Origin of the sequence: Haladaptatus sp. R4, from assembly GCF_001625445.1 — an archaeon.
Classification (GTDB): Archaea; Halobacteriota; Halobacteria; order Halobacteriales; family Haladaptataceae; genus Haladaptatus.
The window spans coordinates 76,128-88,549 of record NZ_LWHG01000011.1 but is presented as its reverse complement, the minus strand read 5'-3'; the positions used below and the strand labels follow the sequence as shown (position 1 = coordinate 88,549).

The 12,422-nt window shown below is 59.2% G+C and carries 9 protein-coding genes and 3 pseudogenes; 4 read left to right on the top strand and 8 right to left on the bottom strand.

The window, feature by feature from the left end; genetic code table 11:
• Window positions 1-41: 41 nt before the first annotated feature.
• The gene (locus tag A4G99_RS04120; protein WP_223301714.1) at window positions 42-833 is read left to right on the top strand and encodes a S26 family signal peptidase; all 792 of its coding nucleotides are present in this window, start codon (window positions 42-44) and stop codon (window positions 831-833) included.
• Window positions 834-886: 53 nt separating this feature from the next.
• A pseudogene (locus A4G99_RS29770) lies at window positions 887-1,102 on the top strand (hypothetical protein).
• 302 nt (window positions 1,103-1,404) lie between these two features.
• Here A4G99_RS29770 and A4G99_RS29765 read toward each other — a convergent pair.
• Together A4G99_RS29765 and A4G99_RS04105 are read right to left on the bottom strand one after the other, a co-directional pair.
• Window positions 1,405-3,469 (bottom strand): annotated as a pseudogene (locus A4G99_RS29765) (S9 family peptidase).
• A 333-nt stretch (window positions 3,470-3,802) separates the two neighbouring features.
• A complete protein-coding gene (locus A4G99_RS04105; protein ID WP_223301790.1) occupies window positions 3,803-4,453 on the bottom strand; it encodes a DedA family protein in 651 nt (216 codons plus the stop codon).
• Between the two features lie 156 nt (window positions 4,454-4,609).
• Here A4G99_RS04105 and hemB point away from each other — a divergent pair, with 156 nt between their 5' ends.
• Window positions 4,610-5,593 carry a porphobilinogen synthase gene (hemB, locus tag A4G99_RS04100; RefSeq protein ID WP_066142290.1) on the top strand — a complete coding sequence of 328 codons (984 nt, stop codon included), beginning with the start codon at window positions 4,610-4,612 and terminating at the stop codon, window positions 5,591-5,593.
• Between the two features lie 378 nt (window positions 5,594-5,971).
• On the top strand, window positions 5,972-7,651 hold the full coding sequence (locus A4G99_RS04095; RefSeq protein ID WP_066139770.1) for an ammonium transporter: 1,680 nt from the start codon (window positions 5,972-5,974) through the stop codon (window positions 7,649-7,651).
• 133 nt (window positions 7,652-7,784) lie between these two features.
• Here A4G99_RS04095 and A4G99_RS04090 read toward each other — a convergent pair whose 3' ends face one another.
• From A4G99_RS04090 to A4G99_RS04070, 6 genes and pseudogenes are all read right to left on the bottom strand, one after another.
• A complete protein-coding gene (locus A4G99_RS04090; RefSeq protein ID WP_066139767.1) occupies window positions 7,785-8,561 on the bottom strand; it encodes a hypothetical protein in 777 nt (258 codons plus the stop codon).
• A 382-nt stretch (window positions 8,562-8,943) separates the two neighbouring features.
• Window positions 8,944-9,390 carry a hypothetical protein gene (locus A4G99_RS04085; RefSeq protein WP_082837699.1) on the bottom strand — a complete coding sequence of 149 codons (447 nt, stop codon included), beginning with the start codon at window positions 9,388-9,390 and terminating at the stop codon, window positions 8,944-8,946.
• Window positions 9,391-9,455: 65 nt separating this feature from the next.
• Window positions 9,456-9,887 carry a Zn-ribbon containing protein gene (locus tag A4G99_RS29760; RefSeq protein WP_394337444.1) on the bottom strand — a complete coding sequence of 144 codons (432 nt, stop codon included), beginning with the start codon at window positions 9,885-9,887 and terminating at the stop codon, window positions 9,456-9,458.
• A gap of 285 nt (window positions 9,888-10,172) precedes the next feature.
• Window positions 10,173-10,280, bottom strand: a pseudogene (locus tag A4G99_RS29755) (hypothetical protein); the annotation flags it as partial.
• Between the two features lie 53 nt (window positions 10,281-10,333).
• Window positions 10,334-10,720: a DUF2073 domain-containing protein gene (locus A4G99_RS04075; RefSeq protein WP_066139761.1), complete on the bottom strand. Its 387-nt coding sequence runs from the start codon at window positions 10,718-10,720 to the stop codon at window positions 10,334-10,336.
• A 5-nt stretch (window positions 10,721-10,725) separates the two neighbouring features.
• Complete coding sequence (locus A4G99_RS04070; protein ID WP_007982151.1) at window positions 10,726-11,367, bottom strand: Era-like GTP-binding protein; 642 nt, start codon at window positions 11,365-11,367, stop codon at window positions 10,726-10,728.
• Window positions 11,368-12,422: the final 1,055 nt, after the last annotated feature.

The window sequence follows — 12,422 nt, the reverse complement described above, 5'->3', positions numbered from 1 at the left end:
ACCCAGAAGGTTGACAATCAGTGAAAGAATAGCATGCCGTAATGAGTCCCCCAGACGAGTCGTCGTCGGACGGTATGCGGGAGTTCGGTCCGGACGAATCAGGACCGATGGCGTGGGTTCGCTGGTTCCGTGAAACGGACAACGGGACCGTCGTTTTTCTGCGTGAGATGTTGGAGAGTGCCGCCGTCGTCGTCGCTATCGGTCTCATACTGTTCGCTGTCAGCGGCGTGTGGCCGCCGATGGTCGCCGTCGAGAGCGGCAGTATGCAGCCGCAGATGTATCGAGGCGACCTGATCTTCATCATGGACCAACACCGTTTCGCGCCGAGTGCGGCACACGGCGATACGGGCGTCGTCACCTATCAGGAGGGCCAGCAGACGGGCTACAAGAAGTTCAACGATTACGGGGACGTCATAATCTATAAGAGATTCGGAGAGAGCGATCGGACGCCGGTCATTCACCGCGCTCGCTTCTGGGTGAACAAGAACGAGAACTGGTACGATAAGGCCAACAAGAACTACATCGGCGGTGCGGAAAACTGCGAGCAACTGCGCTACTGTCCCGCACCGCACGCCGGGTTCATCACGAAAGGGGACAACAACGGCGCGTACGACCAAGTGTACAACATCAGCGACCCGGTAGAACCGAACTGGATCCGTGGCACGGCCGAGTTGAAGATTCCGTGGCTGGGACAGATTCGCTTGATCTTCTCCCAAGCGGCCGTTCCGAACCCGACTGCCTCTCAGCACGACGGAACCAGCTACTCGCCAGCCATGTCGAGTCAGCACCCCCAGCAGGCGACGAACGCATCGCAGTCCGCGGCAGCCGTCTGATTTCCGCCCGATTCCCGCCGATTTTTATATACTCTGGGCAACATTGAGCGTTCATGAGCGACGAGAGCGACCCCGAGCCGTGTGATGACTGTCGAGAACCGTTGCAGGACGCGCTGGCTTGAACGATTCGATTGACAGTCGACCGCTCACAGATCGACAGCCAGCGCCTCTGTCCCGAATGTTTCGCGGATTGGATAGACCGCTACGAAAACGAGATGAAACCGGGTTCCGATGCCGAGCCGAAGGATTCCGAAATCATCGTGGACTAACCCCTTCTTTTCGTGTCGAAACCGGACGACTGCGGTCGAAAACAACCGCTGTATTTCCTGACGAAGCCGACCACGGAACCGATAGGGAGCGGTCAATAGTCGAAAGAAGATGGCAATATCGCTGGTTATCGGGATATCGCTGGTTATCGGGATATCGCTGGTTATCGGGATATCGCTGGTTATCGGGACAATCGGCGGTAGCTGGAACCCCTTCGTTTCCAGTGAAAAATCGACAGCAAGCGTTCGATTTCGAGCGTTTATATCCCCGGACGAAACGCACCACAGTACGGCAACGGTTGTCGTTATTCGTCCTCGGTATCCGACCCGGTTTCTCCGTTCTCGTCCTCGTCTTCCTCGGCGGCGGATAGGCCGTCGTCGCCGCGTTCCAGCGCCTTCGGCGCGTCGCTGTACTCGGAGTAGCCGTCGAACCAGCGCACGATCCGCTCCAGACGGTCCACGATGTGGCCCGGTTCGCCGCTGCGTGAGAGTTCGTGGCCTTCGCGCGGGTAGCGCACGAGGCGCGTCTCCACGTCGTTTTTCTTGAGCAGGAGATACAGCATCTCGGCGTTGTTCACCGGGACGCGGAAGTCGTTGTCGCTGTGGATGAGCAGGGTCGGCGTCGTCACGTTCTCGACGTATGCGGCCGGGGAGCGTTCCCAGAGGAACTCCGGTTCCTCCCACGGCGTCGTCCCGAAGTCCCACTCGATGAGCTTGAAGGCGTCAGTCGAACCGTAGAAACTGCTGAGTTCGTACACGCCGCGCTGGCTCACGGCACCCTTGAACCGGTCGGTGTGCCCGACGATCCACGAGGTCATGTAGCCGCCGAAACTGCCGCCGGTGACGAACATCTCGTGTTCGTCGACGTAGTCGCGTTCCGCGACGAGGTCGAGCCCCGGCCATCACGTCGGTCATCGTCGTGTCGCCCCAGTCGCGCTCGATGGCGGCCATGTGGTCCTCGCCATAGCCCGTCGAACCGCGCGGGTTCGACCAGAAGACGACGTAGCCCGCGGCGGCGAGCGCCTGGAATTCGTGCCACATCGTTCCGCTGGTGGACCACATCGCGTGCGGGCCGCCGTGAATCTCGACGACCAAGGGGTACTGCTCGTCGGCGTCGAAGTCCGGCGGCGTGAGAAGCCAGCCTTGAATCTCGGTGCCCTCGTCGGATTCGAAACTGAGTTCCTCCGGTTGGCTGACCGCGCGGTCGTTCAGGTAGTCGGCGTTCGCGCGTGTGAGACGATGGGTTTCCGCCCCGCCCGGTGTCGAGACGAACAGGTCACCGGGGTGGTCCCATTCGGATTTCGTGTACGCGAGGGCGTCGGAACCGATCGAAAAGTCGGTGATATGCCCGTCGCCGACGACTCGCTGTGGGTCGTCGCTTCCGTCTCCCGAGACGCGCCAGATGACCTGATCTCCCTGATCCGGAGTGCCGAAGTAGACCAGTTCCTCGTCCGGGTTCCACTGTGGTTCAATCGCGAGCGTTCTGTCCAACGATTCGGTGAGCGTGACCGTCTCGCCGGAGTTCCGGTCGAACACCTTGAGTTCGGTCTGTCGAAGCGTCGCGTTATCCTCGGGCGAGAAGGCGTAGGCGATTCGACCGTCTGCCGTCGCGGTCAGTGATGCGCCCCACGCGCTGGTTTGGAAGAGCGTCTCCTCCTCCTCCTCCTCCTCCTCGGCGTCGGTGTCGTAGGCGACGATATCGACGATGATGTTGTCGTCCGGGTCGCCCTCGCGCCGCGCACCGAAGTACAGCGTCGTCTCGTCGCCCCACTCCGGTCCCACGTGGTCGAAGTCACCATCCGTGACCCGTGCGACGGAATCGTCGTCCAAGTCCGCGAGGTAGACGTGACTCCGCTTGCCGTCGAAGTAGCTCTCCGCTGCACGGTAGATTTTCCGGTCGATGACGCGTGGGTCGGGCGTTTCCGGTTCGTACTCCTCGCCATCGAGCGAGATGTCCCGCCCCTCCTCACGGTCGTCTTCGGTGCTCGACTGGACGAACGCGATTTTCGTTCCGCCGGGCGACCACGCCAATTGCGAGACGCCACCCACCACGTCCGTCACCTGTCGGGCCTCGCCGCCCTCCGTGGGCATCACCCACAGTTGCGGTCGGTCGTCGTCCGCACCGCGCGTGCTGACGAACGCGAGTCGGTCACCGCTCGGACTCCAACGGGGGGTGCTGTCTACGCCCTCGCTGATGGTGAACTGCGTCGGTTCGTCGCCCCCGAGCGGAACGACGTACACCGTCGCCTCGTACTCCTCGTCATCCTTCGGAACGGAACGGACGAACGCGACTCGCTCGCCGTCAGGTGAAACTTGTGGATCATCCACGCTAACGAGGTCGTGATACTCGGTGGCACGTATCGTTTCCATATCCCTCTCTCGAAATCCGGGACGAATATACTTTCGCTTCGAAATACCACAATGGGGGAGACGTTCGTCGGTAACGAAGACGGAACCGTATGGAAAGAAGCGATGCTCGACGGGAACTATTTCCGAGAAAGTGCGCCCACGCGGCGCTCGTAGCATGGCACGCGACAAACGGTACGCGGGCGCAGATAAAGATACGCTTTCAGTACTGTTAGGTCTATCGCCATGGTACGACGGGGACGATATCTAATCAGCCTCGGTTCACTCGGTGTGTTTCAGCGCGAGTGACAATTGTCGGGTCTGTGGACAGAAAATAGCAACGAGTTGACTGCTATGTCAGAAGTGGAGAAAGCTGGGGAGGTCGGTTTTGGTGATGTAGAGCGCGAGGGCGGCGAGCCACGATTCGAAGATGAGCGTTCCGAGCGCCGAGAGGACGATAAACTCCCAGTCGTCCATCTCCGCGAATCCGGCAGGGACCGTGAGCATCCCACGGGTGAACAGAAGCGCGTTGCTGACGGGAACGACGACGCGGCCCCATCGTTGAAACCAACCGTCGAACCTGTTGAGCGAGGATTCGCTGACACGGAACCACGGTTTTTCGAGCAGATACTCCCGGCCGCCGCGCTTGGCGAGCGAGAAGAGCACGTACTGGCCGATGGTTGCGCCGACGACGGCAACTAGAAGGATGGTCACGATGGTCGTGTAGTCGTGTGACGAGGCCGGCAGGAGCGTGACACCGATGGGAACGAGACTCTCGCTCGGCGCGAAGTACAGCATCATCGCCCCTTCCAGGATGAAGATAAAGAACAGGGCGAACAGACCGTACTGGTGGAGCCACTGTTTCGCGAGCGATTTGTCGCCGAACAGGAAGAGAAGGACTCCGGCAACTGCCGTGAGCGCAAATCCACCGGCGAGCAGGAAAACGCCATAATCGGCGACGAACGTTCGAACCGACCGACGATCCGTGGTGAACGACATCAGTGCCAAACCGAAGACGGAAAGCATGAGGAGGGACGGGTAGGTCGTCTCGACCGCGACGAGCGAGGCGATATGCATCAAACCGCATATTGACGGGATGGGCTAAATGCGTTGTGACCCGTCCCGGAGCGACGCGGTTTTGGGGATTCCGCCGGTAGCATGGATATGGACCTCACCGACCGTCCACGTCGGCTTCGTCGTGACGGAATCCGCGAGTTGGTCAGCGAAACGACCCTCGACGCGAGCGACCTCATCGCACCCGTGTTCGTCGATGCGACGACGGACGAGCGAGTCGAGATCGAGTCGATGCCCGGACACGAGCGCGTGCCGATCGACGAAAGCGTCGCACGAGTACGGGAGGTGCTGGAGACCGGTGTCCGTTCGGTGATGCTGTTCGGCATCCCGGAGTCGAAAGACGAGCGAGGGAGTCGCGCGTGGGCCGAGGACGGCGTCGTGCAGGAAGCGACGCGCCGGATCACGGACGAGACGGACGCGACGGTCATCACCGACGTCTGTCTCTGTGAGTACACCGACCACGGCCACTGTGGAATCGTGGAGGACCACGCCGCCGACGACCCGCGACTCACGGTGAAAAACGACGAAACGCTCGACCTACTGCAAAAGGTCGCCGTCTCGCACGCGGAGGCGGGCGCGGAGATGGTCGCCCCCAGTAGCATGACGGACGGAATGGTCGGCGCGATTCGAACTGGGTTGGACGAGGCGGGCTTTTCGGACGTCCCCATCATGAGCTACGCCGCCAAATACGAGTCGGCGTTTTACGGGCCGTTCCGTGACGCTGCGGACGGTGCTCCCGCGTTCGGGAACCGACGGCACTACCAGATGGACCCGGCCAACGCACGCGAGGCCATGCGCGAAGTCGAACTCGACGTCGAACAGGGTGCGGACATCCTGATGGTCAAACCCGCACTGCCGTACCTCGACATCGTGCGGGACATTCGAGCGGAGTACGACCATCCGGTCGCCGCATACAACGTCTCCGGAGAGTACGCGATGCTGCACGCCGCGAGCGAGAAGGGGTGGCTCAACCTTCAGGAGACGGCGTTGGAATCCCTGCTTTCGATCAAACGCGCGGGTGCGGACCTGATTCTGACGTACTTCGCGGAAGACATCGCCGACGAACTCGCGTAGACGACGACTCCCGAAACCCCTGAAGCCGCGATAGAGTACGTTTTCGAGCGAATAACCCCAAATCTCACGCGCATCAAGGGAGTCGAAGCGAACGGAAACGGCTGGCAAATATTGAATCGTCGTGAAACGTTTGTCCAGAAGTGGAACAACGAGTACCCAATTTCCGACCGTCTTACAACCTTAAATCGATTGTATGCGATAATAAGAGCGACGTTTGTCCAATTGAGGCGGATATAATTCGAATATTTTGACAACCAACGTTATATGGAATACTCCTGCTCTGTTGTACCATGACACAGAACACAGACAGGCAAGAATATTCGGTATTCCTGGACAGTCTTCCAGACGATCTCGTCATCATCCCGACAGAGGGTACGGATGAGTGACCTCGAAGTAATCGCACAGGGAATCAACCTCCTCTGGGTGCTCATCGCGACCTTCCTCATCTTCTTCATGCACGCTGGCTTCGCCATGCTGGAAGCCGGTCAGGTTCGCTCGAAAAACGTCGCCAACCAGTTGACGAAAAACCTCCTGACGTGGAGCGTCGGCGTGATGACCTTCTTTCTCTTGGGGGCGGCACTTTCGAGTATCGTCGGTCATCTGACCGGGGCGACCGGAGCGTGGTCGGTCGTCGGTGAGTTCGCCGCCATCCTCGCGCCGACCGACGTCAATACGTGGGTCGACTGGCTGTTCGGTGCGGTCTTCGCTATGACCGCCGCGACGATCGTCAGCGGTGCAGTCGCGGGTCGGTGTAAGCTCCGCACGTACGTGGGCTACACCATCCTTCTCGCGGGGGTCTTCTATCCCGTCGTCGTCGGATTCACGTGGGCGGGTGGCTTCCTCTCGTCGCTCGGGTTTCACGACTTCGCGGGAGGGATGATCGTTCACGGGATGGGTGGCCTCGCCGGATTGACCGCCGCGTGGATCATCGGTCCGCGCCTCGGTCGGTTCGAGGAGGACGGAACCGCGAACGTCATTCCGGGTCACTCGGTGACGTTCGCGGCCCTCGGAACGCTCATCCTCGCCTTCGGATGGTACGGGTTCAACGTCGGCACCGCCGCGACGGTGTTTTCGGTGGAAAACGGGACGATTTCGCTGGCCGCGTTCGAAACGGTCGGACGGGTCGCGCTCGTCACGACGCTCGGGATGGGAGCGGGGACGCTCGGCGCGGGAGCGGTATCCCTGATACGGACCGGAAAGGTGGATACGCTCTACGTCGCGAACGGCTTGCTCGCCGGACTCGTCGGTATCACGGCGATTGCCGACGACATCGTGTGGCCGGGCGCGATTATCGTCGGCCTGCTGGCGGGTGCGCAACTCCCGTTCGTGTTCGAGTTCGTCGAAAAACGGCTCCAGATCGACGACGTCTGTGCGGTGTTCCCGGTCCACGGATCGGCCGGTATCCTCGGGACGTTGGTGTATCCGTTCGTCGCAGTCGGGACCTGGCAGAGTTTCAGCCTCGGAACGGTGCTCTCGGGACTCGCGGTGCAAGCGACCGGCATTGCGGTGATCGGTCTTTGGATCGTCGGAGCGACCGTAGTGGTCTTCGGCGGTGCACGAAAGCTCGGTCAGGCGCGTGTCACTCCGCACCACGAGAAGGAAGGGTTGGACGCGAGCGAACACGGTGTCGAGACCTATCCCGAGTTCGGTCACGAGGGCACGCACGGTGTCGTTCCCGAAAGCCTCCGCACGGATGGTGGACGACCGAACGGCGGAAAGATAAAGCTCGTTACGGCCATCGTTCGCCCCGACAAGTTGGGAGACGTGAAACGGGGACTCGCCGAAGTCGGTGCCCCGAGCCTCACCGTCACGAACGTCAGCGGGCGGGGGAACCAACCCGCCAAACTCGGTCAGTGGCGCGGCGAGGAGTACGTCGTTGACTTACACCAAAAGGTGAAGGTGGAGTGCGTCGTCGCCGATATCCCCGCCGAAGAGGTTGCCGAGGCGATTCGTGACGCCGCAACCACCGGCGAACCCGGAGACGGGAAGGTATTCATCCTCCCCGTAGAGGACGCATATCAAGTTCGGACGGGGAAACAGGGACAGGATGCCGTGTAGAGAGGATAGCGACGAAACGGGAGAAAGATAGAAGATAGCGATGAAACGGGAGGACGCGAGTTGGGATTTTTCGAATGGGATACGGGATAAAATCCCTCGAACCGAAACCACGGAGCGAAATCGGTCGAATTCGTTACTCCGAATCGAACGTTTTCTCGGCCCATTTCACGGCGAAGGACGCACCGTGTTCGCGAAAGGCCTGCGTGTCGAAGACGGCGAACGGAGCGGGTGGTTCGATACCGTGTTTGACGGCGCTACACGCGAACTCGGCGGCGTCCGAAAAATCAGTTCGTCCCATCGCCACCTCGCGGGTAATGCCTTCCAGTCGCGGTTCGATTCGCTGGCCCGCGTCCTGCCACGCCTCGAACAAACGGGGGTGGGAGTCGTCCCAATCGGAGAACACCTCCCGCGTGTGCAAACCGACGTACGCATCACAGAGAGCGACGGCGAGTTGGTACGTGCTCGCCGCGTCGAGCGGAACCGCGTCGGCGAATTCGGCGTACTCTTCCTCGAAGAATTCGAGGAAATGCTCGGGCATGTCGAGACCGACTTCGACCAGCGCCTCCGCGAGCAGGAAATCGATGAACTCCTCGGGTGACCCTTGCACCCGAGCTTTCACGAAGACGACGTGTGGGTCGGTCTGGTGGGTCCACGCCACGCTTCCGTCGCCGGGCATGCTGACCACGAGGTCGTTTCCGGCGAAGCGGCGCAATAGCTCGGGAGCGTCGTCGGGTAGCCACTCGTCCGGTGCCGAAAACGGGCGCAGTTCGTCCGTCAGGAGCGCGAGGTCGTCCCGCGCCGGAATCGGGAGCGTCTCGAAATCGCGTTCGCAATCCAAGACGAGCGCGTTCGGTGCATACTCCTCCCGCACCGCCGTCACGTCTTGGGGAATGGGACGTTCGCGAAACATCACGCCGCGTATTGTGCGACGAGCACGATCGAGAGTAGTATCGCCAAAAGGACGGTACCGAGGACGATTTTTGTCGGAGTGTTCATACCCGTTTGTTTCCACTCGAACGCTTAAAATCTGGCTACTCGGCGCGGTACCCCTTCATTTCCACTCCAGATCGTCGTCAATCGCGTCGATTTCCGTCTCTGTGTCGGGTTCACGAGAAACGAACATGCGGCGAACGAGTGGGGTGTGAGAACGAATCGAACGGCCCATCGTTTCGAGTGGAGCGGGAAGGTTGATGTGGTGATTGAGGGGATGGTGTGATGATTGAGGGGAAGGTGTGGTAGTTGGGAAATAGTGTGGTAGTTGCTTTGAAAAAAGTTCGCTGGTTTGGTACGCCTTACGTGCCGACTTCGGTGTTCGCAACCGTCGAGGTAACGAGACGGGCGAACCCGGATTCGAGGAGAAGCAGCAGGTTGTAACAGAGCGTCCCCCAAAATCCGAGGATGAAAAAGCCCCAGTCGGACGGGAATCCCGGATTGAGTGCCGCCAAAATGCCGTAGGCCAACAGCAAGTTGCCGAACGTCGCGACGACGTGGACCATCGAGGCGACGATTAGTTGTTCGTCGTGATCCGAGTTCGGGTCGGAAAACAGGTTCTCGAACGTCACGCTCGCCAAGATACCGAACGCGATCAGCGCACCGGCGACGTAGCAGAAGATTTCCGGAATTCGCGGTGAGCCGTACTGATTCATCAGTATCGCGCCGCCGCCCCAAACGGTCAACGTGTATCCGTACGCTTTCGACTCCGAGAGGAGACTCCGAGCGAGTTGCTTGGATGGATTCATACAAGCAGTGTCCATCACGCCCGTCCAAAGGCGCCATCCCTGCTATTGCACGCCGTTAAATAGAATCAGCTATCGACCGGGCCGGTCCACGAGTCGGGAACCTGAATGACGTAGCGACCGTTCTCCCGCATGGCGATAATGTACTCGTCGCGTTCGTAGAGTTCCATCAGGTTGAGTTCGTACTGGCCCGGTTCGACCACCTTGATGCTCTCGAATTGACTGTTGAGCTCCTCCCGGAGCTCATCGAGACTCGGTTGGTCGTCGTCCTCGGGCGGTTTGATGACCGTCCCCGTTCCGTCAGAACCTGGACGCTCCGGGAGTTCGTCTTCCGGAACGATTTCGGAACGGGCACTCGCCTGTGCCCGATCCTCGCTCGAATCGACGGTTGGATCGACTGGTGAATCGGCCGGAGAGTCCGTTGGCGGATCGACTGGCGAATCGGTCGGGGAATCCGTTGACGAATCGACGGTTGGATCGGTCGGGGAATCGGATGGCAAATCGGACGGAGAATCCGTTGACGAATCGGACGGAGAATCGGTCGGCGATTTTTGAGGTGGCGTCGAACGTGCGGACGCACTCGGCTGAGAGGGTTTCTGCTCGCGTTCGGGTTGCCCCTGTTGTCGCTCGTTAGCGCTTGAATCCGAAGGTTCAGAGCGGTTACGCGAACCGACCCATCCTTTGACGGTACTCGTCGCGCGGCTGACCGCGCCCGTCTCGGATCGAGTGTCGGCGGTCGAGTCGTCGGTTACCGTCGAATTGTCGGTGGTAGCCGCCGCAGCCTTCGGGTTCGAACCCGTCGTGGAGGCCTTCGTTTCGCCTGGAGGCGAGGTGGATCTCGACGGTTGAAACTGGAACTTGTTACCACCACAATCGGGACAACCGGACAACATCTCTTTGGACCCGTCAGCGAACGTCCGTCCACAGTTCGTGCACTTGTGGGGCATTATTTGTGGGAGATGAGCGCGCTGATGAGATTCTCGTCCTTGTGAAGCGTCTCGATCTGGTTTGCGGGGCCGATAACCGTGAGTTTCGAATCGGTCGACTCACGACCCATCAACCGACCGAGTAAGCCACCGTCGGATGTCTTCGAGCGAGGGTAGGTCTCGATTTCGATACCACTGAACTCGTCGGGGCTGATCTCGGTCATCGTCACCTCGATGAGCTTGCTCTCCTCGTCGGGGGAGAGCCCCTCCTCTAGGATAACGATATTTCCATCACGGACACCGTCCAGTATCATCCGGATCTTCTCCATACTGGTTTTCCCGGCCATCCGCTCACCACCGATGAGGTCGACTTGGACGCCGTCGTCTGAATTTTTCACTTCTGGCATTGAGATCACCCGAAGTACTCCGCGATCTTCGTGTACACTTCATCCATGTTATCACCCTCCAGTGCGGAGAGTGGAATCGTCTCGTGTTGCGGATACGCGTTGCGAATCCGCTGGACGCTCGAATCGTCGAGGTCGGTTTTGTTCGCGAGGATAAGCACCGGCAGATCCTGACTTTCGATGATACCGATAAGCATCGTGTTCACCTGCGTGAACGGGTCAGTCGAGCTATCGAGAACGTAGATGACGCCGTCGACATCCTCGCGGAGCCAATGCATCGCTTCCGCGACGCCTTCGGTCGCCTCGCGGGAACGACGGACGGCGTCTTCTTTGTCCATATCGTGGTCGAGGAACTCCTCGTAATCGACTTTGGTCGTGACACCCGGCGTGTCTACGATGTCGATGGTGACTTTCCGACCGTCGCGTTCGATTTCGACGTTTTCCTTCCGTCGTGCGCGCCGTGTTTCGTGTGGAACGTGGCTTTCCGGACCGACGGCGTCGCCAGTCCAATCGCGGGCGATGCGGTTGGCGAGCGTCGTTTTTCCAGCGTTTGGCGGTCCATAGATACCGATCCGTTTTGGCTCTTCTGACGAGAAGAGCTTGTCGGTCACACGTGCAATACTTTGCCTGAGACCAGTAAACAATCCCATCCTTTTTGCTCCCAGACCCCAGTGTCGGATAGTCGCTCTAGACAAACCGTTGTCGAGATTGAGCCGGACGTACGGGGCTGTTGCGCGTAGAACTTTACGCCATTCACTTAAACCTATGTCAGACAACTCTTGACACAATTCACCCACGGAAGTGGGAAAGAAATGGTGTGAAAAGGGCACGACGGGAAGAGGATTGCGAACAAAAAACGATAGAATCGACGGACGCGAACTGCCGGAATGGTTGATTTTCTGTCCAGACAAAAACTATTCCGATCGAACAGTTTTCTCTCAATTGGGATCAAATGATATTCTAAATATAGTGATTCCCGCGCGTGGGAAATGAACGGCACATCGTATTGCTATCACGAAACCTCTGACATCGGAAACTCGTCTACGGGATGTGGTTTCCACTGGAAATAGAGGGGTTGCGATATTTGTGGGAGTGATGTACGTGGTCCGGACGAAGTCGATTGATGGTGAACCTCTAGTAGTAAACCTTTCTTCAGGTCGGCAAAAGACTCGGGCGTGGGCATTCGACTGATTGCAGTATAGTGTGCCATGGTACCGTTGGACGAGGTCTGGCAATGGCCACGAGGACGGAAAGGACGAGAGAACGGCTGGTCCCGATTGGCATCTCGGTGAAACAGTGTACCGAAGAGAGTGCCAAAATGACGGTTGTTTAATGGGATGTCGGACACCCCCACCCCTTCGTTTCAGGTGGAAACGGGAAAAGCCGGGTGGTGGGGTGTCAGAAGCCGGTAACTTACAAAGAATACCCTCCTCTAGAAAAGTAAAGTATCTAGTTTGCGGATATTGTTAGCTAGACGTTGTAATAAAGGTTCCCGTTCTAGACTAGCCCCTCCCCCCACCCACCTTCGACCACGTTCCACCCGAAACAGAGGGGTGGGGGGGTGCAAAGCCACGTGTTATCATTGGTCATGGGCTGTGTTTCACCCTCTTCCGATCCATCCGACCCTACCAGGTAAATTCGGCTTATTGACACTTTCTCCCCTTGCCACTCGATCCCTCTCCGCGTTCCACCCGAAACAAAGGGG